This window comes from Micromonospora sp. LA-10 (assembly GCF_051853095.1).
In the GTDB taxonomy this organism is placed as follows: domain Bacteria; phylum Actinomycetota; class Actinomycetes; order Mycobacteriales; family Micromonosporaceae; genus Micromonospora; species Micromonospora echinospora_A.
Map to the genome: position 1 here is coordinate 4,563,424 of NZ_CP195710.1, position 26,523 is coordinate 4,589,946.

A 26,523-nucleotide genomic window follows, 5' to 3' on the forward strand; every position below is an offset into this window, starting at 1 on the left:
CGCCTCGCGTTGTAGAAGGGGCCCTTCTTAACACCTCAGGGCCGACGGGACTGCGTGACCTCGCTCGGTGCGCTCTCGTTGACAGGGTGGACGAGATGCCAGTCGCGTCCAGGAAGGTGGATCACGGTCGCGCGCCGGCCGGCCGACCTTCAAGGCTGCTGAGCGCAGCCAGCCGTCCCTTCCCTGCGGGGGGTCCTGTCCCGGGCCCCCCGCGCCCCCATGCCCGGGCCGCGGTTGTTAACAAGGGGCCCTTCCTCTACCGCAGGCGTTAACAGGGGGCCCTTCCTTTCATGCGGCGCGGAGCAGCTCGGCGGCTCGCTCGGGGGCGATGTCGTTGATGAACACGCCCATGCCGGACTCCGACCCGGCCAGATACTTCAGCTTGTCCTTGGCCCGCCGGATGCTGAACAGCTGCAGGTGCAGGTGGCCCAGTTCCCTGTCGATCCGGACCGGCGCCTGGTGCCAGGCCGCGATGTACGGCATGGGCATGTCGAACAGCCCGTCGAAGCGGCGCAGCAGGTCCAGGTAGAGCGGCCCGAACGCGTCCCGCTCGGCGTCGTCGAGCGCCGGGATGTCCGGCACCGGCCGGTGCGGCGCCACGTGTACCTCGAACGGCCAGCGCGCCGCCGCCGGGACGTACGCGGTCCAGTGCTCGTTGCTCGCCACCACCCGCTCCCCGGCGGCGCGCTCGGCGGCCAGCACGTCGGCGTACAGGTTGCCCCCGGTGCGTTCGGCGTGCCGCCGGGCGGCGGCCAGCATGTCGCGGGTGCGCGGCGTGACGAACGGGTACGCGTAGATCTGCCCGTGCGGGTGGTGCAGCGTCACGCCGATCTCCACGCCCCGGTTCTCGAACGGGAAGACCTGCTCGACGCCGGGCAGCGCGCTCAGCGCGGTCGTGCGGTCGGCGAGCGCGTCCAGCACCGTGCGTACCCGCTGCGGCGAGAGGCGGGCGAACGAGGCGTTGTGGTCGTCGGTGAAGCAGACCACCTCGCACTTGCCGCGCCCGGGCCGTACCGGGGCGAACGGGGTGATCTCGGCCGGTTCGTCGGCCACCCGCTGGCTCAGCGACGGGAACCGGTTCTCGAACACGACCACGTCGTAGTCGGGCGCCGGGATCTCGCTGTGCCGGTCACCCCGGGACGGGCACAGCGGGCACTGGTCGGCGGGGGGCAGGAACGTGCGGGTCTGCCGGTGCACAGCGACGGCCACCCACTCGTCGGTCAGCGGGTCGTACCGCAGCTGTGAGGCGGGCGGGGGAGGGGGCAGGTCCCGCCGGTCCGGCTGGTCGCGGACCGCGTCGTCCCGCTCGTCGAAGTAGATCAGCTCGCGGCCGTCGGCCAGCGCGATCTGCGTACGCTTCACTCCGCCCCCCTCTTCGCGGGCACCGTCACCAGCTCGCCCACCCTGTCCTCGAGTACCCGTCGTGCCTCGGGCGCCAACCGGTCGTCGGTGACCAGCACGTCTGCCGCGTCCAGCGGCACGATCGACGAGATGCCGACGGTGCCCCACTTGGTGTGGTCGGCCAGCACCACGAGCCGGTCGGCGGCGGCCACGAGCGCCCGGTTCGTGTCCGCCTCCATCAGATTGGGCGTGGTGAACCCGGCCCGTTCGCTGATTCCGTGCACGCCGAGAAAGAGCACGTCCAGGTGGAGCGCGGCGATCGCGGCCACGGCGAGCGGGCCGACGAGCGCGTCGGACGGTGTGCGTACCCCGCCGGTGAGCACCACTGTCTGGTCGGGCCGGCCGCCGACGTGCAGCGCCTCCGCCACCGGCAGCGAGTTGGTGACCACCGTGAGGCCGGGCACGTCGACGAGCCGCCGGGCCAGCTCGGCGGTGGTGGTGCCGGCGGAGAGCGCGATCGCGGCGCCGGGGCGGACCAGCCGGGCGGCGTGGTCGGCGATCGCTGCCTTCTCGGCGGCCTGGCGGTCGGCCTTGGCGCGGAAGCCGGGCTCGTCGGTGGAACCGGGGCCGGCCGGCGTCGCGCCGCCGTGCACCTTGGCGAGCAGGCCCTGCTCGTGCAGCGTGTCCAGGTCGCGGCGGATGGTCATGTCGGACACGCCGAACTCGGCGGCCAGCTCGGTGACCCGGACGCCACCGGCGAGACGCAGTCGTTCCAGGATCGCCGTCTGCCGCTGCCGCGCCAGCATCCCGGGCACACCTCCGCGCGTCACCGACCGCGCGATGCCACGCGGTCGAACGTGTTCCAACAAAGACGAACACTACCGCGCAATGAGGGGGGACGCGACACCGCCGCCGTCCAGAGGCTGGACGGCGGCGGTCGGAGGTGCTGACGTGCCGGTACGCGGCGGGCGGTCAGGCGGGCTGGAGGCGGGGCTCCACCCAGCCGGTCTCGGTGAGGTGTTCCATCACCCGGCCGATGGCCTCCTCGACGGACAGGTCGGAGGTGTCCACCACGAGATCGGCGTCGGTGGGCTCCTCGTACGGGTCGTCGATGCCGGTCATCCCGGTGAGCAGGCCGGCCCGGGCGCGGGCGTACAGGCCCTTGCGGTCGCGCTGCTCACAGACCTCCAGCGGCGTCGCCACGTGCACCAGCAGGAAGCCCGCGCCGGCCGCGTCGGCCATCTCCCGCGCGGTGGCGCGGGCCGCCGCGTACGGCGCGATCGGGCAGCAGATGCCGACCCCGCGGTGCCGGGCGATCTCGGCGGCCACCCAGCCGATCCGGCGTACGTTGAGGTCCCGGTCGGCCTTGCTGAACCCGAGCCCGGCGGAGAGTTCCCGCCGTACCACGTCGCCGTCGAGCAGCGTGACGGTGCGGTCGCCCTGCTCGCGCAGCACGTCGGCCAGGCCCCGGGCGATTGTCGACTTGCCCGAGCCGGACAGCCCGGTCAGGAAGATCACCAGACCCCGGTACCGCCGCGGCGGGCGGGCCCGGACCAGTTCCTTCGCCACCGCCGGCGGGGTGTGCCACTCGGGCAGCGGGAAGCCCCGGTCCAGCAGGTCGTCGATCTCCGCCGCGCTCAGCGCCAGCCGGCGGTTGCGCGGCGGGATGTCCTCGCGCCAGCGCCACTGCCCGTCCCGGTTGTCGTAGGCCAGCTCGCGGGGCACCAGCACGCGCAGGCCGGCGCCGGAGAGCATGCCCTCGGTGGACAGCAGGTGGGTCACGCCGTACGCGGCGGCGACCCGTGCGCGCAGCAGCGCGTCGCTGATCTCGTCGCGCCGGCGGGCCAGCGGCACCGCCACCAGCGTCGCCGGGGGCATCCGGTCGCGGGCGGCGAACACGGTACGCACCAGCGCCTCGGACGGCAGGCCACCGCTCGATCCCTCGCCCACCGGGATCAGCACCAGCAGGTGCGCGCCGAGCGTGCGCGCCGCGTGCGCGATCTGCGCCAGTTGCGGGCGGTGCAGCGGACGGTCGGCGAAGACGCCGAGCACCCGGCCCGGCGGCAGCAGGCCGCGTACCTCCTCGGGGCCGCGCCGCAGGCGCTGGAACGGCCCGTGGCCGCCGTCGCCCAGGCGGCGTACGGCGCCACCGACGCCCACCATGCCCTCGCGGCCCGGCCAGACGTCTGTCACGTCCATCGCCGCCACCGGCGCGCCCTCGCCGTCGGTGAGCACCACCGCCCGGCGGGCCGGGTCAGCGGGGTCGAGCCCGTCGGCGAGCGCGGCCGGCACCTGGAGCGTCACCGGCACCGGCCACGGCGTGCCGTCAGCCAGCCGGCCGCGCCGGCTCAGCGAGGTCAGGTCGGCCCGGCTCATGAAACCGGTGAGCGGCGCGTACGCCCCACTCAGCAACAACTGGAGATCGGCCAGCTCAGCGGGTCTGGGCGCGTACGACGGCGCATCCCGCAGAACGTCCTCGGGCAGCAGCCACCCGTTGCTCATCGAACCCCCAACTCACCGGCCGGCACACAGTTTCGCAGCCCACCGGCGATCGGTCGAGAGCGCCACCCGGCCTCCCGGTAATCGCGCGTTCCGGCGAGAGTGCCGAGGACGAACCGGGGTCACCGAATCCTTACCGGCCGGCCGCCGCCGGTCGATCGTGCGAACGGCTGCCGGCGCGCGCCGTCCGGCCGAGCGTGCGATCACGGATCCGCCGGACCGCCCGCCGGATCCGGGCCCGGAGCCGGCGCGGGTCCTCCACCCGGGGCGGACCGCCGTCGGCCGCGCAGCGCACCACGAGCGGCAGGTTCGCGTCCAGGGCCCACCCGGCCTGGATCACCCGGGCCCGAACCTCCCAGGTGCCCCGGGCCCGGCCGCCGTCGAGTGTTGCGAAGTCGACGGTGGCGGTGCTGCGGTGGCAGACCTGGCCGTCGGCGGCCGGCTCGGTGGTGGCGTCGACCGGCAGGAAGAACTCCTCCCGGGTCTCCCGGCGGCGGATCACCACGTCGGTCCTCGCCCCGCCGGCCCGCATCACGACACCGTCCGGCGTCGCCTCGGCCACCGGCAGCACCGGCAGCCCTCGGTCGTCGAAGCGCAGCGGCTCGTCACCGGCGCGCAGGTGGGCGGAGACGGCGACGGTCAGCGTCCGTCCCTCCACCTGCCACCGCTCGACAGCGGCGTGCGCCCGGACGCTCACCTCCCACTCCGCCAGCCGGCGCAGGTCCGCCATACGCCCCTGCGCGGCGAGATGGGCGATCACCTGGTACATCGGCGGCACCCCGGCGACCGCCTCCGGCGCGATGCGCTCCTTCACGAGCTGCCCCACCTCGCCGGCCACCTGCTCGACCCAGGGCTCCGGCGCGCTCAGCAGGGCCTGCCCGCGCAACCGGTTCAGCATTTCCTTGCGCAGCCAGCGCCGGTGCAGCCGGAGGCGGGCCGCGGCCGGCGGCCGGTGGGCGTCCACGATGTCCAGCGCCTCCCGCAGCGCCGCGTAGTACTCCGCCGGGTCCATCCGGGTGGCGGTGACGTTGCCCGCGTCCTCCCGGCGGGCGTGGTGGTAGCAGGGATGGTCGGCCAGCACGCAGACCCGTTCGGCGAGCAGGTAGGCCGCCGCCATCAGCCGGTGGTCCTCCAGACGTCGCGGGTGGCCCTCCGGGAACCGCAGCCCGTGCCGGTCGAGGAAGGACCGCCGGAACAGCTTGTGGCAGGTCATGCTGTCGGCCAGCGGCGCGTTCGCCAGCGTGGCGTCGAACCGGTTCTCCCGGAACAGCTCCCGCGGTACGCCTCGCCGGTGCCCGATCATCCGCCCGATGACGATGTCCGCGTCGTGGTCGTGGGCGCAGGCGTGCAGGCGGGCCAGCGCCTCGTCGCCGAACCAGTCGTCGTCGTCGGCGAAGAAGACGTACTCGCCGCGCGCCTGCTCCAGCCCCTGGTTGCGCGGGTGCGACGGCCAGCCCGAGTGCTCCAGGTGCAGCACCCGCACCTGCGGGTCGGCGGCGGCCAGCTCGTCCAGTCGGCGCGGCGTGTCGTCGGTCGACCCGTCGTCGGCGAAGATCACCTCGTATCCGCCGGGCGGCAGGCCCTGCCGCGACAGCGACGCGACGAGCGGATCGAGGTGGGCCCCGCAGTTGTACGTGGGCACCACGACGCTCACCGCCGGCCGGTCCGTTCCCCCGCTCATACCGCCCCCTACGGCCCGATCGGACCGGGGCGCCCGGTCCGTTCCGCCACACACGGTGGCAGTTTCCTCACGCCGCCGCTACCCCGTCCCCGGTCACCTAGGGGGTCCGGAGTCGAGGGATCAGGGGATCGCCCGGGTCAGGACGGGCTCCGGCGCGGCGCCGGAGTCCTACGCTGAACGGCGTGACACTGCTCGCGACCGAGTCGCTGACCAAGACGTACGGAGGCCGGGTCACCGCGCTGGCCGACCTCACCGTGTCGGTCGAGCCGGGGATCATCGGGCTGGTGGGCGCGAACGGCGCCGGCAAGTCCACTCTGATCAAGATCCTGCTGGGTCTGCTCCCGCCGACCAGCGGCCGGGTGCAGGTGCTCGGCCTCGACCCGACCACCGATCCGGCCGCGGTCCGCGCCCGGGTCGGCTACATGCCCGAGCACGACGCCCTCCCGCCCGACCTGTCCGCCGCCGAGTTGGTCACCCACCTGGGGCGGATCAGCGGCCTGCCGCGCACCGCCGCCCGTGAGCGGGCCTCCGAGGCGCTGCGCCACGTCGGTCTGCACGAGGAGCGGCACCGGGCCGTCGGTGGCTACTCCACCGGCATGAAGCAGCGGGTCAAGCTCGCCCAGGCGCTCGTACACGATCCCGATCTGCTGCTGCTCGACGAGCCGACCAACGGCCTCGACCCGGCCGGCCGGGACGCCATGCTCGCGCTGATCCACCGGATCGGCACCGAGTTCGGCATCTCGGTGGTGGTCTGCTCGCACCTGCTCGGCGAGGTGGAGCGGATCTGCGACACGCTCGTCGCCATCGACGGCGGCCGGCTGCTGCGCGCGGACCGGGTGTCCGCCATGACCACCGCCACCGACGTGCTTGCCGTCGAGGTGAGCGAGGGCACCGACGAGCTGGCCGCCCGGCTGGCCGCGCTCGACCTGCCGGTGACCCGGGACGGGCGGCTGCTGCTCGTCCCGCTCGCCGACGACGCCACCTACGACCAGATCCTCGGCGCGGTCGCCGAGCTGGACCTGCCGCTGCACCGGCTGGACCAGCGGCGGCACCGGGTGGCCGAGCTCTTCGCCACGAGGGAGCCCAGCCATGTCTGACGCGACCGGGGTCATCCACGACATCGGCTACCAGCGCTACACCGGTCCGCGGCTCGGCCGCCGGCAGGTCTTCGGCGCGCTCTACGCGCACGGTGTGCGTACCGTCTTCGGGTTCGGCCGCAGCGCCAAGGCGAAGATCTTCCCCTGGCTGGTGGTCGCCGTGGTCACCGTCGTGGCCGCCGGGCTCACCGCGGTACGCAGCCAGATCGGCGAGGTGGTGATGACGTACGCCCAGTTCGCCGACGCGATGAGCTGGCTGGTCATCTTCTTCGCCGCGGTGGCCGCGCCCGAGCTGGTCTCCCGCGACCTGCGCAGCGGCGTGCTGCCGCTGTACTTCTCCCGGCCGCTGCCGCGCGGCGACTACGCGCTGTCCAAGCTGCTGGCGCTGGTGACCTCGCTGTGGCTGCTGCTCGGCGGCCCGCAGCTGGTGATGTTCCTCGGCGCCGCGTTCACCACGAACCGGGGCGTACGCGGGGTGTGGGACGAGCTGCTCGACCTGCTGCCCGGGCTGCTCTACGCCGGGCTCTGGGCGGTGGTGTTCGCCTCGATCGCGCTGCTCGTCGCCTCGCTGACCGGCAAGCGCGCGTTCGCCGCCGGCGGCATCGTGGCGGTCTTCCTGATGACCACGCCGGTGGTCGGCGTGCTGAACATCCTGCCGTCGACAACCGTCAACGAGCTGGCGTTCCTCGCCTCGCCGCCGACGCTCGTCGCCGGCGTGGGCAACTGGGCGCTCGGCGACGCGCTGACCCAGGGCCGGGGCGGCGGCATGCCGATCGGCGACTTCGGGCCGGTCTACGCCGCGGTCGCCGTGCTGCTGGTCGCCGCCTGCGTCAGCCTGCTGCTCCTGCGATACCGGAAGGTGGCCGCCCGATGACGGCGATCAGCACCCAGTCGACGGCCGGCGCGCCCGCCACCGCGACGAGCACGCTCGACCTGGCCGGTGTTTCCCGCTGGTACGGCAACGTGGTGGCGGTCAACGACGTCACCATGCGGCTCGGCCCCGGCGTGACCGGCCTGCTCGGACCCAACGGCGCCGGGAAGACGACGCTGCTGCACATGATGGCCGGCTTCCTGTCGCCGTCGCGCGGCACGGTGACGCTGGACGGGGAGCCGACCTGGCGCAACCCCGCCGTCTACCGGCGGCTCGGCCTGGTCAGCGAGCGCGAGGCGGTGCACACGTTCCTCAGCGCGTACGAGTTCGTGCTCGCCAGCGCCAAGCTGCACCGGCTGCCCGACCCGGAGGCCGCCACGAAGCGGGCGATCGAGCTGGTCGAGATGGAGGACGCGCAGACGCGCCGCATCGGCACCTACTCCAAGGGCATGCGGCAGCGCACCCGGGTCGCCGCCGCGCTGGTGCACGACCCGCAGGTGCTGCTGCTTGACGAGCCGTTCAACGGGATGGACCCGCGCCAGCGGCTGCACATGATGGCGCTGCTGCACCGACTCGGCGACGCGGGTCGGACCATCCTGTTCAGCTCGCACATCCTGGAGGAGGTCGAGCAGGTCTCCGGCACCGTCCAGGTGATGGTCGCCGGCCGGCTGGCCGCCTCCGGCGACTACCGGACCATCCGCCGCCTGATGACCAACCGGCCGCACGTGTTCGCGGTCCGCTCCACCGACGACCGGGCGCTGGCGGTGGCGCTGATGGCCGAGGCGTCGGTCTCCGGTGTCGAGCTGGGCCGTACCGGCCTGACCGTCAAGGCCGGCGACTACGGCGCGTTCACCCGGGCCCTGCCCCGGATCGCGCTCCGGCACGGCATCCGGGTCCGGCAGTTGCTGCCGGAGGACGAGTCGCTGGAGAGCGTCTTCTCGTATCTGGTGGAGGCATGATGTCGACAGTCACCTGGATCACCGCGCGCGGCCTGTTCGGCCGGAGCCGGTTCCTCATGCTGCTGCCGTTGCCGCTGGTCCTGATCGGCCTGGCGGTGCTCTGCCGGTCGCTCGGCGTCGACCCGGGCCAGTGGGGCCCGCCGGTTCTCGTCGGCCTCGGCCTGGCGGTGGTGCTGCCGGTGGTGGCGCTGATCGTGGGCACCGGCGTGCTCGGCGCGGAGATCGATGACGGCACCGTCGTGCACATCCTCACCAAGCCGCTGCCGCGCTGGCAGATCGTGCTGCCGAAGCTGGCGGTCGCGGCCGGCGTCACGGCGGTCACCGTCGGCGTCCCGATTTACGTCGCGGGCGTGCTCGCCGATTCGGTACGCCTCGGACTCGCGCTGGTCGTCGCCTCGGCGGCGGGCGCGCTGGCGTACTCGGCGTTGTTCCTGGCGCTGAGCCTGGTGACCCGGCGGCCGGTGCTGCTCGGCCTGGTCTACGTGCTGATCTGGGAGGGCCTGCTCGGCCGGTTCGTCGGCGGCACCCGGGTGTTGTCGATCCAGCAGTGGGTGATCGCCCTGGCCGACCGGATGGCGCCGACGCCGCTGCTCGGCACCAGTGTCTCGGTGCCGGTCGCGGCGGTGCTCACCGCGCTGGTGGCGGTCGGCTTCACGGTGCTGGCGATCGACCGCCTGCGCTCGTTCAGCGTGGCCGGCGAGACGAGCTGAGCCCGGCGCGGGACCCGTTTTCCGGCACGAACGCCGGAAAACGGGTTCCGCCCTGCCGTGTCCGGTCTGCTAGTTTGCGGCGGCCACGACACCGACACGGGGAGAACACCTTGCGTTCAGCTCGACTCGCCCTGCTCGCTCCGGCCGCGGTGGCGATGATCGTCATGTCCGGCTGCGGCGACGGCGACGACACGCCCTCGGCCGGGTCGGCGGCGCCCTCCGCGCCGGCCGCCACGTCCGTGCCGCCGGTGACGCCGGCTCCGGCGGGTCTCGACGCCGCCACCAAAACCACCTGCGCGACGGCGGAGAAGGACATCACGGCCGCGCTGAAGGAGGTGGCCGAGGCGGAGAAGATCGGCCCGCCGGCCGGCCACTCCGCGGTCAGCGCGCAGTACTCGGCGGGCGCGGCGATGCTCTACACGCACGCCTTCACCAACAGCGACGAGGTGAACAGCGCGGTGAAGGGCGTCGCGACCGAGATGACCGACCTCGCCGACGCCTGGGCCAAGGCGCCGGGCAAGGCGCCGGGCAGGGCGGATCTCACCGCCGCCCGGGACAAGCTCAAGGCGGCCTGCGCCGCCGACTGAGGCATGCACCCCGAAGGGCCGGCCCGGCTGGCCCTCCGGGGTGTTAAGAAGGGCCCCTTCTACAACGCCAGGCGTTGTAGAAGGGGCCCTTCCTTACATCGCCGGCGGTGGTCAGAACGCGCAGGCGATGACCAGTTCGGTGGTGCGGTCGGGCAGCAGGTCCAGCTTCGCGATCCGGCCCGCCGCGCGCAGGTCGTCGGCGACCGTGCCGAGCTGGTCGAGCACCGCCGCCGGTCCGAGCGCCTCGGCCAGCGGCACGTCCGCCTTCATCGACAGCTTCCGCTCCGACTTGGCGCGGCGCACCTGACCCAGCGCGTCCGCGGCCAGCCGCAGCAGCTCCGGGTCGCCCGGCGCCTGCGTCGCGCGGCCCACCTCGTACGTGGTCGGCCACGGCGCGCGGTGCACCGAGCCGTACCGCCACCACGACCAGACCTCCTCGGTGACGAACGGCAGCACCGGCGCGAACAGGCGCAACTGCACCGACAGCGCGGTCGCCAGCGCCGCCCGGGCCGAGTCGGCCGCCGGCCCGGTGCCGTAGGCGCGCTCCTTCACCAACTCGATGTAGTCGTCGCAGAACCGCCAGAAGAACGCCTCCGTGGCCATCAGGGCGGCCGTGTGGTCGTACCCGTCGAAGGCGGTGGTCGCGGTCGCGACCACGCCGGACAGTTCGGCGAGCATCGCGGTGTCCAGCGGTTGGGTCGCCGCGGCCCGCAGCGCGTCGGCGGCGCCCAGCCCGAGCGCGAACCGCGACGCGTTGAGCAGCTTGGTGGCCAGCCGGCGGCCCACCTTGACCTGGGCCGGGTCGAAGGCGAGATCCGTGCCCGGCTTGCCGTTGGCGGCCCAGTAGCGCACCGCGTCCGAGCCGTGCTGCTCCAGCAGCGCCATCGGCGTGACCACGTTCCCCTTGGACTTCGACATCTTCTTGCGGTCCGGGTCGAGGATCCAGCCGGAGAGCACAGCCGTGTGCCAGGGCAGCGCGCCGTGCTCCAGGTGGGCGCGGGCCACTGTGGCGAACAGCCAGGTGCGGATGATGTCGTGCCCCTGCGGGCGCAGGTCCATCGGGAAGACCCGGGCGAACAGGTCCGGGTCGGTCTCCCAGCCGCCGACGATCTGCGGGGTCAGCGACGAGGTGGCCCAGGTGTCCAGCACGTCCGGGTCGCCGGTGAAACCGCCGGGCACGCCACGCTGCGACTCCTCGTATCCGGGCGGCGACTCGCTGCTCGGGTCGATCGGGAGCGTCGCCTCGTCCGGTGTGAGAGGGTGGGACCAGTCCGGCTCGCCAGTGTCGTCGAGCCGGTACCACACCGGCACCGGCACGCCGAAGAACCGCTGCCGGCTGACCAGCCAGTCACCGGTGAGACCGCCCACCCAGTGCTCGTACCGGTGCCGCATGTGCTCCGGCACCCAGCGCAGCTCCCGTCCCCGGGCCAGCAGCTCCTCGCGCAGGTCGGCGTCCCGGCCGCCGTTGCGCAGATACCACTGCCGGGTCGAGACGATCTCCAGCGGCCGGTCGCCGCGCTCGTAGAACTTCACCGGGTGGGTGATCGGGCGCGGCTCGCCGACCAGGTCGCCCGCGTCGGCCAGCAGTTCCACCAGCGTCCGCCGGGCGCCGTTGACGGTCTGCCCGGCCAGCGCCGCGTAGGGCTCCGCCGGCACGCCGGCCGGCGGCTCCGGCAGCAGCCGCCCGTCCCGGCCGATCACCACCCGGGTGTCCAGCCGCAGCTCACGCCACCAGGTCACGTCGGTCAGGTCACCGAACGTGCAGACCATCGCGATGCCCGTGCCCTTGGCCGGGTCCGCCAGCGGGTGCGCGCGCACCGGCACCTCGACCCCGAACACCGGGGTACGCGCAGCCGCGCCGACCAGGTCCGCGTAGCGCTCGTCGTCGGGGTGGCAGACCAGCGCCACGCAGGCCGGCAGCAACTCCGGCCGGGTGGTGTCGATCAGCACCTCGCGGCCGTCCGGGCCGGTGAACCGCAGCCGGTGATACGCGCCGGGCCGCTCCCGGTCCTCCAGTTCCGCCTGCGCGACGGCGGTGCCGAACCCGACGTCCCACAGCGTCGGCGCCTCGGCCTGGTACGCCTCACCCCGCGCGAGGTTGCGCAGGAACGCGCGCTGGCTGGCCGCGCGGGCCGCCGACCCGATCGTGGTGTACGTCAGCGACCAGTCCACGGACAGCCCGAGCCGCCGCCACAGCGCCTCGAACGCCTTCTCGTCCTCGACAGTGAGCAGTTCGCACAGCTCGATGAAGTTGCGCCGGGAGATCGCTGTCGGGTTCTTCCGGGCCGCGTCGCCCACCGGCGCGGTCGGCGGGCGCCAGCCGCTGTCGTACGGCAGCGCCGGGTCGGGGCGCACGCCGTACACGTTCTGCACCCGACGTTCGGTGGGCAGCCCGTTGTCGTCCCAGCCCATCGGGTAGAAGACGGTACGCCCGCGCATCCGCTGGAACCGGGCCACCGTGTCGGTGTGCGTGTACGAGAAGACGTGCCCCATGTGCAGCTCGCCCGACACGGTCGGCGGGGGAGTGTCGATCGCGTATACGTCCGACCGCTCCTTCGTGCGGTCGAACGCGTACGTGCCGTCGGACTGCCAGCGGCGGGCCCAGGTCTCCTCGAGTCCGTCCAGGCTCGGACGCTCGGGGACGCCGTCGCGGGCGCTCCTCGTCGTGTCGGTCATCAGCCGATGGTAGGCAGCCGGGCCGGGCCGCTCCACGACTTTCCCCACCCCGCGCAGGGGAGAGTCACAGCAGCGAGTCGCGCCACTGGCGGTGCAGCGCGGCGTAGCGGCCGTCGGCCGCGATCAGCTCGGCCGGCGGTCCGTCCTCCACGATCCGGCCGCCGTCGAGCACCAGCACCCGGTCGGCGGTCTCCACGGTGGAGAGCCGGTGGGCGATGACCAGCGCGGTGCGGTCGCGCAGCACGCTGTGCAGGGCCCGCTGCACCAGCCGTTCGGTCGGCACGTCCAGCGACGAGGTCGCCTCGTCCAGGATCAGCACCCGGGGGTCGGCGAGGAACGCCCGGGCGAACGCGACGAGCTGCCGCTGCCCGGCGGAGAGCCGGCCGCCGCGCCGGTGCACGTCGGTGGCGTACCCGTCGGGCAGCGCGGCGATGAAGTCGTGCGCGCCGATCGCCCGCGCGGCCGCGACCACCGCCTCGTCGTCGGCGTCCGGCCGCCCGAACCGGATGTTGTCGGCCACGGACCCGCTGAACAGGTGGGTCTCCTGGGTCACCAGCACCACCGCCCGGCGCAGCTCGGCGTCGGCCAGGTCGCGCAGGTCCACCCCGTCCAGGTCGACAGTGCCCGCGTCCGGGTCGTGGAACCGGGCCAGCAGCTTCGCGACAGTGGACTTCCCGGCGCCGGTCGGCCCGATCAGCGCCACGGTCTGCCCGGGCGGCACGGTCAGGTCCAGGCCGGACAGGATCGGCGTCTGCCGGCGGTAGCCGAAGTCGACGGCGCGGAACGTCACCGCCCCGCGCGGCGGCCCGGCCGGCAGCGGCACCGGGTCCGCCGGCTCGGCCACCGCCGGCCGCTCGTCCAGCACCCCGGCCAGCTTCTCCAGCGCCGCTGTCGCCGACTGGAGCGCGTTGTAGAACTGGCTCAGCTCCTCCATCGGCTCGAAGAACCGGCGCAGGTAGAGCAGGAACGCGGCGAGCACGCCCACCTCCACGCCGCCGCCCAGCACCCGCCACCCGCCGTACCCGAGCACCACCGCCGTGGTCAGGTTGCCGATCAGCCGGATGCCCGGCGAGTAGATCGCGATCAGCCGGAACGCCCGCAGGCTGGAGCGCCGGTAGTCGTCGTTCACAGCCGCGAAGATGCGCTCGTTACGGGGCTCCCGCCGGTACGCCTGCACCGCCCGGATCCCGCGCAGCGACTCGACGAAGTGCACGATGACCAGCGCCACCGCTTCCCGGGTACGCCGGTACGCGCCCGCCGAGGCGCGAGCGAACCAGCGCGACAGCACGAACAGGAACGGGAAGGCGAGCAGCGTCACCGCCGCCAGCGGCGGGTCCAGCCAGAGCAGGATGCCCGCCACGGACAGCACCGACAGCCCAGCCATCACCAGCTTGTCGATGCCCCCGTCGACCAGCTCGGCGATCGACTCCAGGTCGCTCGTCAACCGGGACACCATCCGGCCGGAGGTGTAGCGCTCGTGGAACCCGACGTCGAGGCGGAGGAAATGCCCGTACACCCGGCGTCGCAGGTCCAGCAGGACGGCCTGGCCGATCCGGGCGGCCAGGGTGAGGAACGCGCGCCGGGCCGCGTACTCGACGGCGGTGGCGACGACGAACGCGGCGGCGACCGCGATCAGCGGGCCGGGATCACCGGCGCGCAGCGGCCCGATGCACCGGTCGATGCCGAGCATCACCAGGTACGGCCCGGACATCGCGGCGGCGTTCTGGGCCAGCAGCAGCGCCACCGCCAGCCCCAGCGCGCGCCGGTGCGGGCGCAGCAGTTGCCGCAGCAGCAGCCGGCTGCGGGCGCGGAGCCGGGTCACCGCCGCGGGGGAGGAGTCCTCGGCGCGGCTGCGGTCGGCGTCCGGGTCGGTGGCCCGGCCGCGCCAGCGGGACAGGTCGTCGCGTCCGCCGGTGCTGCCGGCGCCGTTCGCGTCGTCATGACGTGCGCCGGTCGCGCCCTGCGCCGTCCGGTGCCCGGCGGCGCGCACGCCGGTGTCGCGCGGCGCGTCGCGGGGCCGGGGCACCCGCGGCGCGCCGCCGGTCACGAGCGCACCAGACCGACGCCGCCGGAATGGCGCTCCGGTTCGGCGGAGAGCACCGCCCGGTACGCCGGTACCCGGGCCAGCAGCTCCGAGTGGGTGCCGACGGCGACGATCCGGCCGCCGTCCAGCAGCGCCACCCGGTCCGCCAGCGCCACCGTCGACGGGCGGTGCGCCACCAGCAGCGCAGTGGTGCGGCTCTCCCGCAGCACCCGGCGCAGCGCCGTCTCCACCAGCGCCTCGGTGTGCACGTCGAGCGCGGAGAGCGGATCGTCGAGCACCAGCAGGGCGGGCCGCCCGAGCACCGCGCGGGCCAGCGCGAGTCGCTGCCGCTGCCCGCCGGACAGCGACAGCCCCTGTTCACCGACCCGGGTGGCAAGCCCCCAGGGCAGCTCGTACGCGAAGTCCGCCTGCGCCAGCGCCAGCGCCGCCCGAACCTCCTCCTCGCCCGCGTCCGGCCGCCCCAGCGTCAGGTTCTCCCAGACCGACATGGAGAACAGGGTCGGCTCCTCGAACGCCACCCCGACCAGCCGGCGCAGCGAGCCGAGCCGCAGGTCACGCACGTCACGCCCGTCGACGGTGACCCGGCCGCCGGTCACCTCGTGCAGCCGGGGGACGAGCGACAGCAGCGTGCTCTTGCCGCAGCCGGTGACGCCGACGAGCGCCATCGTCTCGCCCGGCTCGACGGTCAGGTCCAGGTCGTGCAGCACCGGCGCCGGGGTGCCCGGATAGCGAAAGGTGACGCCCTCGAAGCGGAGCCGGCCGCGTACGTCGGCGCGCTCCAGCGACCGGGCGTGCGGCGCGTCCACGATCGTGGGCCGGGTGTCGAGCACCTCCTGGATCCGGTCGGCGGCGGTGGCGGCCTCCTGACCGTTGGCGATGATCCAGCCGAGCGACTGCACCGGCCAGATCAGCATGAGTTGAAGGCTGACGAACGCGACCAGCTCTCCCATGGACAGCGCGCCCTCGGCGACCGCGGCCGCGCCGGTGACCAGGACCGCCCCGAGGGTCAGGTTGGGCACCAGGTCGAACAGCGCCGAGGTACGGGCCAGCAGCCGCGCCTTGCCGATCCCGGTGTCGTGCAGTCGGCGCGCGCCAACTGTGAACCGGGCCGCCAGTTCCGGCCCCCGCCCGTACGCCCGCATGGTGCGCAGCCCTTGCGCGGTCTCCTCGACGAGCGTGGCGACGTCGCCCTGCTGGTCCTGCATCCGGCGTGACGCCGCGTGGTAGTGCCGGGCGAAGCGGCGGCTGATCAGGAACAGCGGTACGGCGCTGGCCGCGACCAGCGACCCCAGCCAGGGGTGCAGCCGGATCAGCAGCACCACCACCGCGACGTAGGTGATCAGGTTGAGGACGAGGAACAGCAGCCCGAAGGAGAGGAACCGCCGGATCACCGAGAGGTCGCTGGTGATCCGGGACAGCAGCTGGCCGGACTGCCAGCGGTCGTGGAAGCCGGCGGGGAGCCGTTGCAGGTGGGCGTAGATGTCGGCGCGGATGGCCGCCTCCATACCCACCGAGGACGACGACTGGGTCCAGCGGCGGATGAAGATGAGGACCGCCTCGGCGAGCCCGAGCAGCAGCGCGAGGCCGCCGAGCCGCAGCAGCCCGGCCTCGTCGTGCCGGGCCACCGGCCCGTCGACCACCCGCTGCACCACGAGCGGAACGGCCAGGCTCGCCGCGGTGGCCGCGAGCGCCGCCACCAGCAGCCAGGCGAACTCCGTCGCGTACGGGCGCAGGTAGGGCCGCAGCCGCCAGAGGTTGCGCAGGGGCTGGGACCGGGCGTCGATATGCGCCGCGGGGTTGCCGTCGCTGGGCGCGGGCACTACCCGACGGTAGCGGCCAGGGGTGACGTTTCCGCTGTCAGCTAGCCGTCACCCGTCCCTCATGCCCGAGAAGCCACTTCTTCACGGGCAGGCCCCAGCGGTAGCCGCCGAGCGTGCCGTCGGTGCGCAGCACCCGGTGACAGGGCACGAAGAGCGCTGCCGCGTTGCGCGCGCAGGCCGCCGCGGCGGCGCGGACCGCGGCGGGCCGCCCGGCCAGCGCGGCGAACCCGGTGTAGGTGACCGGATCGCCGGGCTTGACGTCGCGCAGCACCTGCCAGGCGTGCGTCAGGAAGAGCCCGCCGCTGTGCTGCTCCACCGGGATCGCGTCGATCGCGGCGAGGTCTCCGTCCAGGTAGGCCCGGACGGCGGCGGTCACCGGCCCGAGGTCGGCCCGCTCCCGCAGGTCGCCGCGCAGGCTGAGGTGGGTCAACGGCGCCAGGGCCGCCGGGTCGGGCGTGAAGCCGGCCGCGCGTACCGCGCCGTCGGGGCCGGCGAGCACGCTCAACGGGCCGACGGGTGTGTCGATGACGGTGCTGTCCACAGTGTTCATGCTGCTCTCCAGAGTCGGATCGTCGCGTAGGACCGCCAGGGGCGCCAGCGGTCGGCGTACGCGAGCAGGGTCTTCGGGGTGTCGGGCAGGCCGAGCGCGGTTGCGCCGCGGCGTACGCCCAGGTCGGTGGTGAGGGCGACGTCGGGGTCGCCGAGTGCGCGCATGGCCAGGTAGCCGGTGGTCCACGGGCCGACGCCGGGCACCTCGGCCAGGAGCCGGACCGTCTCCTCCCGGTCGCCCCCGGGTTCCAGGTCCAGCTTTCCGTCGGTGACGGCGCGGGCCAGCGCCCGGATCGTCTCCCGGCGGGCCGCCGGCATCCGGAACGCCGGGTCCGGCGCCGCGAGCACGTCGGCCGGACCCGGGAACGCCACCAGGCCGTCCGCCGGATCGTCGGTGCCCGCGCCGCTCGCGGCCCGGGTGGCGGAGAGCAGGCGGGTGAGCGTGGTCCGCGCCGAACTCAGCGAGACCTGCTGGGTCACGACGGCGCGGACGGCCAGCTCGAAGCCGTCGACCGCGTGCGGGAGCCGGACGCCCGGCTCGGCCGCGACCGCCGGGGCCAGCGCCGGGTCGGCGGCCAGTGTGGCGTCCACCGCGACCGGGTCGGCGTCCAGGTCGAGCAGGCGGCGGCACCGGGCCACCGCGGGGGCCAGGTCACGCATGTCGGCCAGCCTCAGCGTGGCGGCCACGTGCCCGTCGGACGGGGTCAGCGCCACCGTGCCGGGACCGTGCGGCAGGCGCAGCGCCCGGTGGTACGTGCCGTCGCGGACCACCTCGACGCCGGGCAGCGCGCGCAGCGTGAGGAAGTCCAGCAGCGCGCCCGCGTGCAGGGGCGGCCGGTATGCCAGCCGCAGCGAGAGCGTGCCCGCGCCGGTGGCCGAGGCCGGGCCGCGTCGCCCGGCGCGCAGCTCGGACGGGGTGCCGCCGTAGACCTCACGGACCGTCTCGTTGAACTGCCGGACGCTGCCGAACCCGGCGGCGAAGGCCACCTCGGCCAGGCCGAGACCGGTGGTCTCGATGAGGATCCGGGCGGTCTGTGCGCGCTGTGCCCGGGCCAGCGCCAGCGGGCCTGCGCCCAGCTCGGCCTGGAGCATCCGGTGCAGGTGCCGCTCGGTGTAGCCCAGCCGGCCGGCCAGCCCGGGCACCCCGTCGCGGTCGACCACGCCGTCGGCGATCAACCGCATGGCCCGGCCGACCAGGTCGGCCCGGACGTCCCACTGCGGGGAGCCGGGTGCCGCGTCCGGCCGGCACCGGCGGCACGCCCGCAGCCCGGCTCCCTGCGCGGCGGCGGCCGACGGGAAGAAGCGGACATTCTGCCGCTTCGGCGTCATCGCCGGACAGGACGGCCGGCAGTAGATCCCGGTCGACGTCACGCCGGTGTAGAACCAGCCGTCGAACCGCGGGTCGCGGCTGTCGACGGCCCGGTAACACCGTTCAAAGTCCAGCTCCATGCCCTCGATCCTGCCTCGCGAACCCCCGGCGCGGCTGGCGGGATTCGGACATGACAGGTGGCAGTCGCGCCGGCTCGGGGAGGTGGCGGTATCCCCGGTTCCCGGATGCCGCCACCTCGGCGAGATGGCGTGGATCATGATCGGCGGACCCGAGAAAGTGTCGTAAGTGGTCGGTACGGTCCCGCCACCAACTCAAGAAAAGGTGCGGGGCATGGCGAGCGTGGCCGGGCGGGGTGTCCGCTGATGCGATCGGGGCGAGCACCGTTGGACGCCGCGGTGGTGCAGGGCTTCTACGAGCGGATGAGGATGGTGGCGCCGGCCGCGTACGGCGCGATCGAGCGCGACCGGGCCGGTGACCCCGGTCGCCCGTTCCCCGACACCGCCTGCGGCCGGCTGGCCGGCTCGCTCGACCCCGAAGGGCTGCGCGCGCTCGGCATGTGGGCGCACCACTGGTGCATGCGTTTCTACGACGACGACACCCGCGTCGGCCTGCGGCTGGTCCGGGAGATCGCCGCCCGCTCCGGCCTGGGCTGGACCGCCGACGAGGTGCGGTGGCTGCTCGACCGGTCGTACGAGGCGGGGCCCGCCGCCGCGCACCGGTTCACGCTGCCGCTGGCCGCCGCGGCGCAACTGCCGGCCGGTGCGCTGCCCGAGGGCGTGGCCGCCGACCCGTGGCCGGAGGACTGGCGCCGGCTGCGGGCCGGCTGACGGCTGAGTGCGGCCGCCCTCCGGTCCGGCAGCTGGGCGAGCACCATCGCCGCCACTGCCACCGCGAACCCGGCGAGCTGGACCGGATCCAGCGCCTCGCCGAGCACCGCCCAGCCGATGGTCGCCGCGGTGAGCGGGCTCAACGCGCCGAGCACCGACACCCGGGCCACCGGCAGCCGCGCGGCGCCACGGAACCACAGCACGTACGCCAGCGCGGTGCCGGCCAGCCCGAGCCACGCGTACCCGAGCAGTGCCGGCCCGTCGGGCACGGGCGGCGCGCCTTCGACGGTGGCGGCGACCGGCACGATCATCAGGCCACCGGCGACGAGCTGCCAGCTCGTCGCGGCCAGGACGCCCACGCCGGGCGGCCGGCCCCAGCGGCGGGTGAGCACCAGCCCGGCCGCCATCGCCACGGCCCCGGCGAGGCCGGCGGCGACGCCGAGCGGGTCGAGGCCGGCGCCGGGACGCAGCACCACGAGGGCGACGCCGAGCGGGGCGGCCACGGCGGCGACCAGCGCCGGCCGGGTGGGACGGTCGCGGAGCAGGGCCACCGTGAGCACCGCGACGAGCAGTGGCTGCGCGGCGCCGAGCACGGCGGCGGTGCCGCCGGGCAGCCGGTACGCGGCGAGGAAGAGCAGCGGGAAGAACACCCCGATGTTGAGCGCGCCGAGCAGGGCGGCGCGTCCCCACCAGACGCCGTGTGGTCGTCTCCGGGTCAACGCGAGCAGCAGCAGCCCGGCCGGGAGAGCCCGAATCGCGCCGGCCCAGAGCGGCCGGTCCGGGGGCAGGAGTTCGGCGGTCACCAGGTAGGTGGTGCCCCAGGTGACGGGGGCGGCGGCGGTGAGCGCGACGTCGGTCCAACGAGGGTTCATAGAAGCCTCTTCCTTGTCTCTAAGTATCTTAGCGCTAAGCTAATCAGGCCCGAGCGAAAAGCGGAAGTGGGACGTGGGGCACAATCGGCAGCCGTGACAGGCGACGAGGTGGACGCGATCGTCGAGCAGTGGCAACGGGAGCGGCCCGGCATGCGGCCCGAGCCGATGGCCGTGTTCGGCCGCATCTACCGGCTGGCCCGGCTGGTCGGCGACCGGCAGGAGAAGGTGTACGCGGCCTGGGGCATCGGCCGGGGCGAGTTCGACGTGCTCGCCGCGCTGCGCCGCTCCGGCCAGCCGTACACGCTGGCGCCGAAGTCGCTCACCGCCTCGCTGATGCTCACCTCCGGCGGCATGACCGGGCGGCTCGACCGCCTCGAACGAGCCGGCCTGGTACGCCGCTCGCCGGACCCGGCCGACCGGCGGGCGCTGCGGGTCACACTCACCGACGCCGGTCGCCGGGTGGTCGAGGAGTCCGCCGAGGCCGGGCTCGCGGTGCAGCGGCGCATCCTCGACGCGCTGCCCCCGGCCGACCAGGACCGGCTGGCCGACCTGCTGCGTACGCTGCTCGCCGCGGCCGACGCCTCTGATCCGGCACAATGATCGTCACTGTCATCGGCAGGAAGGACGCCAGTGCCCGCCACTGAACCGACGATCGTCGCCACCAGCATGGGTTTCGCCGGCCGGCGCCGCGGCCCGTGGGACGCCCGGCCCAGCGCCCTGTTCGACCTGATGGCCGAGCTGGCCGGGGCCGGTGACGCGCCCCGCGTCTGCTACCTCGGCCAGGCCACCGGGGACCAGCCGACCGGGTTCACCGTCTTCTACGGCGCCTTCGCCGGCACCCGGTTCCGCGCCTCCCACCTGGCGCTCTACCCGATGCCGAACGTCGATGACATCCGCGCCCACCTGCTCGCGCAGGACGTCATCTGGGTCGGCGGCGGCAGCGTGGCGAACCTGTGCGCGGTCTGGCGGGTGCACGGCCTGCCGGAGATCCTGCACGAGTGCTGGCAGGCAGGTGTGGTGCTCGGCGGGGTCTCTGCGGGCTCGATCTGCTGGCACACCGGCGGCGCCACCGACAGCTACGGCCCGACGCTGCGGCCCTTCACCGAAGGGCTGGGCTGGCTGCCGTACGGCAACGGCGTGCACTACGACAGCGAGGAGCAGCGGCGGCCGCTGATGCACCGGCTGGTCGCCGACGGCACGCTGCCGGCGAGCCACTGCACCGACGACGGCGTCGGGCTGATCTACCGGGGGACCCGGCTGGCCGAGGCGGTGGCCGACCGGCCGGGCGTGGCCGCGTACGAGCTGGTCCGCGCCGAGGACGGCACCGCCCGGGAGACGCGGATCGAGCCGCGCCTGCTGTCCGCCGCGCCGCAGTGACCGGCTTCGCGTACCTGCCTGCCCGGCGGTGCCGGCGAGGCGCGTAAGCTGGGTCGTCGTGAGTCTCACCATCGGCATCGTCGGCCTGCCCAACGTGGGCAAGAGCACCCTGTTCAACGCGCTGACCAAGAACGACGTGCTCGCCGCGAACTACCCGTTCGCCACCATCGAGCCGAACGTCGGCGTGGTCGGGCTGCCCGACGAGCGGCTGGCCAAGCTGGCCGAGATCTTCTCCTCGCAGAAGGTGCTGCCGGCGCCCGTCTCCTTCGTCGACATCGCCGGCCTGGTCCGCGGCGCGTCCAAGGGGCAGGGCCGGGGCAACGCGTTCCTCGCCAACATCCGCGACGCCTCGGCGATCTGCCAGGTGGTGCGCGCCTTCTCCGACCCGAACGTGGTGCACGTCGACGGCAAGGTCTCCCCGGCCGACGACATCGAGACGATCAACACCGAGCTGATCCTGGCCGACATCCAGACGCTGGAGAAGGCGCTGCCCCGGCTGGAGAAGGAGGCCAAGCTCCGCAAGGACCGGGCCGCCGCCGTCGAGGCAGCCAAGAAGGCGGTCGAGGTCCTCGACAACGGCGTGACCCTGTACGCGGGCGCCGCCGCCGCCAAGGTCGAGCTGGAACACCTGCGTGAGCTGCACCTGCTCACCACCAAGCCGTTCCTCTACGTCTTCAACGTCGACGAGGCCGAGCTGGGCAACGCCGAGTTCCTCGACGAGCTGCGTGGCCTGGTCGCGCCCGCCGAGGCGGTCTTCATGGACGCCAAGATCGAGTCCGAGCTGGTGGACCTGCCCGAGGACGAGGCCCGCGAGCTGCTGGAGTCGATCGGGCAGTCCGAGCCGGGCCTGGACCAGCTCGTCCGGGTGGGCTTCCGGACGCTCGGGCTCCAGACGTACCTGACGGCCGGCCCCAAGGAGGCGCGGGCCTGGACCGTCCCGGTCGGCGCGACCGCGCCGGAGGCCGCCGGGGTGATCCACAGCGACTTCCAGCGCGGCTTCATCAAGGCCGAGGTGGTCTCCTACAACGACCTGGTCGAGGCCGGATCGATGGCGGCGGCCAAGGCCGCCGGCAAGGTCCGGATCGAGGGCAAGGAGTACGTCATGCAGGACGGCGACGTGGTGGAGTTCCGCTTCAACGTCTGAATCCAGCCTGTTCCCGCAGGTCAGCACGTTGGTCTCGCGCTCTGGGGCACACCGACGGACGAGTCGGCGTGTGCTCCGGATCGTATCGTGGCAGCCATGTCACGCGGTCTGCCTCTTCTCCTGCTGGACGTCGACGGGGTTCTGAACCCGTTCGGGGCCGACCGGTGTCCATCTGGCTACGAGGAGTTCGACTTCTTCCCTGACGAGGAGCCGGTACGACTGTGCCGCGCTCACGTGGCCTGGCTTCGGGAACTGGGTGACCGGTTCGAGATGGCGTGGGCAACCGGGTGGGGCGCCGAGGCGAACCGACTTCTCGCGCCGGTGCTACAGCTTCCACAGCTACCCGTGATCGGCTTTCCTCCGATCCCGTTCGAGCCACGGGAGAAGGTGCCTGCCATCGCCAGCTATGTCGGCGCACGACCTGCGGTGTGGATCGACGATGCGTTGACGCCGGAGGCGCGTGCCTGGGCCGAGGGTCGCAAGGCACCGACGCTGTTGGTCGATGTCGATCCGGCAGAGGGGCTGACTCAAGCCGCAGTCCTCCAGGTGCTTTCTTGGGCTGAGGACTTGTCAGGCGGCGAGCGGAGTTGGTGACAGCAGCCCGCTTCAACGTCTGAGTACGGCCCGGTGCGCTCCTCCGAGTCCGGCATTTCCTCGCGCTCATGCCATGCGTCGTGCGAGGCCACGTGCCCGGTGGTGGAGGCAGGTGCCTACCGGTCGGCCGTTGCGCGAGCGATCCGGGGCGGCCCGTGGTCGGGCAGGACGACGATGAACTGCCACGGCCCGTGCTCAACCCGGGCAAGCCCGACCGATCCGTCGACGCCAAGTGCCGCGACCACGGCGGGGCCACCCTCGACGATCTGGTCCAGCCGGGCGTAGTGCCTGGCCAGGGTGACGGCAGGACCGTTGATCCACAGCTTGATCCGGGCGCCTCGGCGCAGAGCGTCGAGCAGCTCCTCGCGCATCGGCCCCGCCGCAGTCACCAGCACCCGGTCGTGCAGGCGTTCCTGTGCGCAAGGCCGGGTCGGGGCGGCGGCGGCCTGCTGCCGGCAGGTCGGGCAGGCCGCGTCGTCCTCGCCGCCGAAGAGGTGCCGGTACAACTCGATCTGATCCTCGACGAGGCCGCACAGGGTCTCCTCGCCGCTCCAGGCGTGCTGCACGCCGGGTGTGAGCGGGTGGATCGCAGCGCCGAAATCGGCCGGGACCCGTGCGGTGGCGAACGACCAGCCTTCCCGATCAGCAGACGTCACCGCGCGAGGCTACCGACGCGTGCCCGACGCGGCGAACCTCTTCACGTCCTGGAGCAGGCGGTCGAGGAAGGTGGCCAGGTCCGGGGCAACTACGTCGAAGCGCGGGTCCTCCGAGGTGTAGACGCCGTCGAGGACGAGGTCGGGAGGGAGCCGGTAGACGGGCGAGCCGCCCGGCGTCGCCAGCGCGTACTGCGTGCCGCCGCCGTCGCTGGCGAATACGACGACGTCGGCGTCGTGGCTGCCACGTACGTGCCAGAGGTCCCGTGCCTCGTGGACGTGGACCACGTGGGAGGCGCTGTGCAGGAAGAACCCGTTGTCGATGTCGGCCAGGTCGACGGCGTCAACCACCGCGTACAGGTCGGCAAGGGCAGCGGGGATGGCGGGACGGGCGGCGGCGATCAGCGCGGCAGAGGTCGTCGAGGGCTCACTGACGGCGTTCTCACCGGGCGGGTATCCGTAGCGGTCCTCGAAGTCGAGCACCGCGGACGCGACCGCCTTCCGCAGGTCATCTCGCCAGGTCACCAGGTCTCGTTGCATCACGGCAGGACACTGCCACCATGAACCAGATCTGACCAGGAGCGCACGACCGTCCCACCTGTCAGGTGCCCGTGCGCCGGATTTCGGGTCTTTGATCTCAGGGCCGGCACTGCGACGATGCAGGCCGTCGGAGGCGGCCGTGTGCGGACGCCTCGTGTGCCACCTACCGAGGAGCCGATGTTGCGTCTGCCCCGTGAGCCTCACCCGGTAGACCGGCCGGTCCTGCTCATCTCCATGATCGCCTGCGGCGGCCTCGGGACCCTCGCGGCGAGCGGATGGAACGGCGACGCAGGGCGGTTCCAGCCGATCGCGGCGGTGCTCGCCGTGGTGCTGTTCGCGTGCTTCCTGATCTTGTTCGCGGTGTTCTGGGTCGGCTGGCTGATGCGTGGGCACGAGTTGTGGCGCGAGGAGCGGCGTGAGCGCTGACCAGGACTGTTACCGGCACGACCGCCGGTGGCTCGAACACGCGGTGCACGAGCTTCCGGCCGGGGTGCTGTGGGGCGCCGACGGCGCGACACCCGCACAGTGCGCCGAGATGCTGGACGGTCTGGACGAGTTCGCTCGCACCTGTGCCCGCCTCGGGCTCGGAGACCACACCGGGTTCATCGAGGAGTGCCGGTGGCATTTCGACCACTACCCGCACTACCTGAGCCGCCGCCGCCATTTCGCGGACTACGAAACGTACATTCGTGACCGTCGCGGACCGTTGCGGGTCTCGTCGCCGCCGACGCCGGACTGGCTACGACGTGGCTGAGCACCGGCGCTCGGTAGCCGCCGGACCGGGCAACGATGCGGGCGTGTCGGGCACGGCGGTGGACAGTCTGGCGGCGCTGGTCGGCTGGAACGGCAGGTCCCCTCACCGCCCGGACTGGTCGTCGTTGCAGGCCGCGTTCGGCCACTGGTTTCCCACGGACTTCCGGCAGTACGTGGAGCGGTTCCCTCCGGGCGCCGTCGACCTCGTGCAGGTGTTCCACCCGTACGAACCGGACTACCACGGGGATCCGGCCGTCTACGTCGAGCAGCTTCTGGCCCGGACCGACCCGGCCAACGACCTCAAGGACTGGTACCGGTTCGGCAATGTTCCGGGGGAGCTGTTCTCCTGGGGCACCGTGAACGGTGAGTTCGAGCTCTGCTGGGAGCTGACCGATGGGCCGCCCGACTCGTGGACGTGCGTGGTGGCCGACATCCGCTGCCGGACCGGGGAACGCTATCCCGGCGGCATGGTTGACCTGCTGCTGGACGTCCTGGGCGGCACCGGACGGGTCAGCTCCCTGGACTATCTCCGTGAGATCCTGCCGACCACCTTCGAGCCGTACCTGTAGGCGCGCACCCTCCGGGCGACGACGCTTGCGTAAGCGGCCGAAGGGCCGTGTGAGCAGGTGTAGGCCGCCGTTCTGGTGGGGCAGCAGGTCTGGAGGCTGCCTCAACCTTTGGTCTTAGCCCGGGCGAATGATCGACCGAGCCGCAGGCTGCCCCTGCGCGCCCTCGTGTCGAGAAACGTGTCGGTCGTGGTCAGGCGCGATGCTCCGCAAGAACCCTGCTACTCCTGCGCGTCCAGGTCGCGCACTGCGAAGCGGAGGTGTTCCCACTCCTCGTCGAAGATGACGTGGATGCAGCGCAGGACCGGCGCCTCGCGTTCGGGTGACCACGCTGTCGGTCGAGGCTCGGCGAGCAGCTCTGGTGTGACGCCCGTGAGGAACTCCCGCACCATGGCCTGCCGCTCGGCCCGCATATCGAGCACCTGGGCGAGACTCGGCCGCGCCGCGGGAAAGATCGACATGTCGAGTCCGTCCGTCTCGTACTCGGCGTGTGGCTGCCCGAGCGGATGGAAGGGCTGCGGCAGGCGCAGGATCGCCTTGCCGAGCCAGGCGTCGGTGGCGAACGCGAGGTGGCGCAGGGTCTGCGCGAACGACCACTCGCCGTCGATCGAGATGTCGGCGGCGCCCTCGGGCATGGACACGACCCGGTCGACCGCGGCCGCCCAGGCTCGTTCGAGCGCCGCCCACGCCGCGCGCAGGCCATCGGGATCCTCGGCATGTCTCAGCTCGCGCCCGGGGAACCGCCGGTTGAGTTCGGCCTCGACGAGCGGCACGACGTCGACACCGTTGACCAGCAGCGCGCCGTCGGTGAGCCACGGCGCGTCGATGTCGAGCCCGCGCACGTCGACGCCGCGCATCACCGCGCCGGCCAGCGTCGACCTGGTGAAGCGCGCGCCTTGCAGGTCCCTGTCCACGAACGTCGTGCGGTCGCTCTGGTCCACGGCGCAACCCTCCCGTCGGCGATTCGCGGCCATGCTAGCGAGGGGGTCCGACAACGACTGCCGGCGCGACCGGACGAAGTGTCGGCCGCCGG

At 73.3% G+C, this 26,523-nt stretch carries 25 protein-coding genes and 1 pseudogene; 13 read left to right on the forward strand and 13 right to left on the reverse strand.

Features of this window, described 5'->3' with window-relative positions; all coding sequences use genetic code 11:
* Positions 1-288: 288 nt before the first annotated feature.
* From galT to ACSDG8_RS21640, 4 genes are all read right to left on the reverse strand, one after another.
* Positions 289-1,362 (reverse strand): galactose-1-phosphate uridylyltransferase, encoded by a 1,074-nt coding sequence (gene galT / locus ACSDG8_RS21625; RefSeq protein WP_210896317.1) that lies wholly within the window; start codon positions 1,360-1,362, stop codon positions 289-291.
* Positions 1,359-2,147: a DeoR/GlpR family DNA-binding transcription regulator gene (locus ACSDG8_RS21630; RefSeq protein WP_210896315.1), complete on the reverse strand. Its 789-nt coding sequence runs from the start codon at positions 2,145-2,147 to the stop codon at positions 1,359-1,361. Before ACSDG8_RS21630 ends, galT begins: the two co-directional genes overlap by 4 nt.
* 166 nt (positions 2,148-2,313) lie before the next feature.
* Positions 2,314-3,843 (reverse strand): adenylyl-sulfate kinase, encoded by a 1,530-nt coding sequence (cysC, locus tag ACSDG8_RS21635; protein ID WP_210896313.1) that lies wholly within the window; start codon positions 3,841-3,843, stop codon positions 2,314-2,316.
* A 130-nt stretch (positions 3,844-3,973) separates the two neighbouring features.
* Positions 3,974-5,521, reverse strand: a complete 1,548-nt coding sequence (locus ACSDG8_RS21640) for a glycosyltransferase family 2 protein (protein WP_210896310.1) — start codon at positions 5,519-5,521, stop codon at positions 3,974-3,976.
* 182 nt (positions 5,522-5,703) lie between these two features.
* On the opposite strand from ACSDG8_RS21640, the gene ACSDG8_RS21645 reads away from it, so the two are divergent.
* The 5 genes from ACSDG8_RS21645 (at position 5,704) to ACSDG8_RS21665 (ending at position 9,745) form a co-directional block, all read left to right on the forward strand.
* Positions 5,704-6,618, forward strand: coding sequence for an ABC transporter ATP-binding protein (locus tag ACSDG8_RS21645; RefSeq protein ID WP_210896308.1), 915 nt, complete (start codon positions 5,704-5,706; stop codon positions 6,616-6,618).
* Positions 6,611-7,492: an ABC transporter permease gene (locus ACSDG8_RS21650; protein WP_210896306.1), complete on the forward strand. Its 882-nt coding sequence runs from the start codon at positions 6,611-6,613 to the stop codon at positions 7,490-7,492. The genes ACSDG8_RS21645 and ACSDG8_RS21650 overlap by 8 nt, the downstream gene beginning before the upstream one ends.
* Positions 7,489-8,448 carry an ABC transporter ATP-binding protein gene (locus ACSDG8_RS21655; protein WP_210896304.1) on the forward strand — a complete coding sequence of 320 codons (960 nt, stop codon included), beginning with the start codon at positions 7,489-7,491 and terminating at the stop codon, positions 8,446-8,448. The genes ACSDG8_RS21650 and ACSDG8_RS21655 overlap by 4 nt, the downstream gene beginning before the upstream one ends.
* Complete coding sequence (locus ACSDG8_RS21660) at positions 8,448-9,158, forward strand: ABC transporter permease (protein ID WP_030501487.1); 711 nt, start codon at positions 8,448-8,450, stop codon at positions 9,156-9,158. Before ACSDG8_RS21655 ends, ACSDG8_RS21660 begins: the two co-directional genes overlap by 1 nt.
* A 149-nt stretch (positions 9,159-9,307) precedes the next feature.
* On the forward strand, positions 9,308-9,745 hold the full coding sequence (locus ACSDG8_RS21665; protein ID WP_210896454.1) for a hypothetical protein: 438 nt from the start codon (positions 9,308-9,310) through the stop codon (positions 9,743-9,745).
* Positions 9,746-9,856: 111 nt separating this feature from the next.
* Here the strand turns inward: ACSDG8_RS21665 and valS are convergent, their stop codons facing one another.
* The 5 genes from valS to ACSDG8_RS21690 form a co-directional block, all read right to left on the reverse strand.
* Entirely contained in the window at positions 9,857-12,421 is a 2,565-nt protein-coding gene (gene valS, locus ACSDG8_RS21670) for a valine--tRNA ligase (protein WP_439427200.1), read from the reverse strand.
* Positions 12,422-12,485: 64 nt separating this feature from the next.
* Positions 12,486-14,318 (reverse strand): ABC transporter ATP-binding protein, encoded by a 1,833-nt coding sequence (locus tag ACSDG8_RS21675; protein WP_247688069.1) that lies wholly within the window; start codon positions 14,316-14,318, stop codon positions 12,486-12,488.
* Between the two features lie 146 nt (positions 14,319-14,464).
* Positions 14,465-16,285 carry an ABC transporter ATP-binding protein gene (locus ACSDG8_RS21680; RefSeq protein WP_210942518.1) on the reverse strand — a complete coding sequence of 607 codons (1,821 nt, stop codon included), beginning with the start codon at positions 16,283-16,285 and terminating at the stop codon, positions 14,465-14,467.
* Between the two features lie 37 nt (positions 16,286-16,322).
* Complete coding sequence (locus ACSDG8_RS21685) at positions 16,323-16,835, reverse strand: methylated-DNA--[protein]-cysteine S-methyltransferase (RefSeq protein WP_210942517.1); 513 nt, start codon at positions 16,833-16,835, stop codon at positions 16,323-16,325.
* Entirely contained in the window at positions 16,832-18,283 is a 1,452-nt protein-coding gene (locus ACSDG8_RS21690) for an AlkA N-terminal domain-containing protein (RefSeq protein ID WP_439427201.1), read from the reverse strand. The genes ACSDG8_RS21685 and ACSDG8_RS21690 overlap by 4 nt, the downstream gene beginning before the upstream one ends.
* Before the next feature lie 243 nt (positions 18,284-18,526).
* Here ACSDG8_RS21690 and ACSDG8_RS21695 point away from each other — a divergent pair, with 243 nt between their 5' ends.
* The gene (locus ACSDG8_RS21695) at positions 18,527-18,991 is read left to right on the forward strand and encodes a hypothetical protein (protein ID WP_247678976.1); all 465 of its coding nucleotides are present in this window, start codon (positions 18,527-18,529) and stop codon (positions 18,989-18,991) included.
* A 98-nt stretch (positions 18,992-19,089) separates the two neighbouring features.
* Here ACSDG8_RS21695 and ACSDG8_RS21700 read toward each other — a convergent pair.
* Positions 19,090-19,863 (reverse strand): annotated as a pseudogene (locus ACSDG8_RS21700) (EamA family transporter); the annotation flags it as partial.
* 93 nt (positions 19,864-19,956) lie between these two features.
* Between ACSDG8_RS21700 and ACSDG8_RS21705 the strand changes: the two are divergent.
* The 4 genes from ACSDG8_RS21705 (at position 19,957) to ACSDG8_RS21720 (ending at position 22,978) form a co-directional block, all read left to right on the forward strand.
* Entirely contained in the window at positions 19,957-20,463 is a 507-nt protein-coding gene (locus ACSDG8_RS21705) for a MarR family winged helix-turn-helix transcriptional regulator (protein ID WP_210896289.1), read from the forward strand.
* Positions 20,464-20,493: 30 nt separating this feature from the next.
* A complete protein-coding gene (locus ACSDG8_RS21710; RefSeq protein ID WP_210896287.1) occupies positions 20,494-21,240 on the forward strand; it encodes a peptidase E in 747 nt (248 codons plus the stop codon).
* 58 nt (positions 21,241-21,298) lie between these two features.
* Positions 21,299-22,384, forward strand: coding sequence for a redox-regulated ATPase YchF (ychF, locus tag ACSDG8_RS21715; RefSeq protein ID WP_210896285.1), 1,086 nt, complete (start codon positions 21,299-21,301; stop codon positions 22,382-22,384).
* A gap of 96 nt (positions 22,385-22,480) precedes the next feature.
* Positions 22,481-22,978 (forward strand): HAD domain-containing protein, encoded by a 498-nt coding sequence (locus ACSDG8_RS21720; RefSeq protein WP_210896283.1) that lies wholly within the window; start codon positions 22,481-22,483, stop codon positions 22,976-22,978.
* A gap of 116 nt (positions 22,979-23,094) precedes the next feature.
* Here the strand turns inward: ACSDG8_RS21720 and ACSDG8_RS21725 are convergent, their stop codons facing one another.
* Together ACSDG8_RS21725 and ACSDG8_RS21730 are read right to left on the reverse strand one after the other, a co-directional pair.
* Positions 23,095-23,634 carry a hypothetical protein gene (locus tag ACSDG8_RS21725; RefSeq protein ID WP_210896281.1) on the reverse strand — a complete coding sequence of 180 codons (540 nt, stop codon included), beginning with the start codon at positions 23,632-23,634 and terminating at the stop codon, positions 23,095-23,097.
* 9 nt (positions 23,635-23,643) lie between these two features.
* The gene (locus ACSDG8_RS21730; RefSeq protein ID WP_210896279.1) at positions 23,644-24,156 is read right to left on the reverse strand and encodes a hypothetical protein; all 513 of its coding nucleotides are present in this window, start codon (positions 24,154-24,156) and stop codon (positions 23,644-23,646) included.
* 192 nt (positions 24,157-24,348) lie between these two features.
* Here ACSDG8_RS21730 and ACSDG8_RS21735 point away from each other — a divergent pair, with 192 nt between their 5' ends.
* Genes ACSDG8_RS21735 through ACSDG8_RS21745 form a run of 3 tightly spaced genes read left to right on the forward strand, consistent with a single transcriptional unit; the run spans position 24,349 to position 25,493 of the window.
* A complete protein-coding gene (locus ACSDG8_RS21735) occupies positions 24,349-24,597 on the forward strand; it encodes a hypothetical protein (protein WP_210896277.1) in 249 nt (82 codons plus the stop codon).
* Positions 24,587-24,925: a hypothetical protein gene (locus ACSDG8_RS21740; protein ID WP_210896275.1), complete on the forward strand. Its 339-nt coding sequence runs from the start codon at positions 24,587-24,589 to the stop codon at positions 24,923-24,925. Before ACSDG8_RS21735 ends, ACSDG8_RS21740 begins: the two co-directional genes overlap by 11 nt.
* A gap of 43 nt (positions 24,926-24,968) precedes the next feature.
* Positions 24,969-25,493 (forward strand): hypothetical protein, encoded by a 525-nt coding sequence (locus ACSDG8_RS21745; protein WP_210896273.1) that lies wholly within the window; start codon positions 24,969-24,971, stop codon positions 25,491-25,493.
* A gap of 218 nt (positions 25,494-25,711) precedes the next feature.
* Here ACSDG8_RS21745 and ACSDG8_RS21750 read toward each other — a convergent pair whose 3' ends face one another.
* Positions 25,712-26,431 carry a DinB family protein gene (locus ACSDG8_RS21750; protein WP_210896271.1) on the reverse strand — a complete coding sequence of 240 codons (720 nt, stop codon included), beginning with the start codon at positions 26,429-26,431 and terminating at the stop codon, positions 25,712-25,714.
* Positions 26,432-26,523 lie beyond the last annotated feature (92 nt).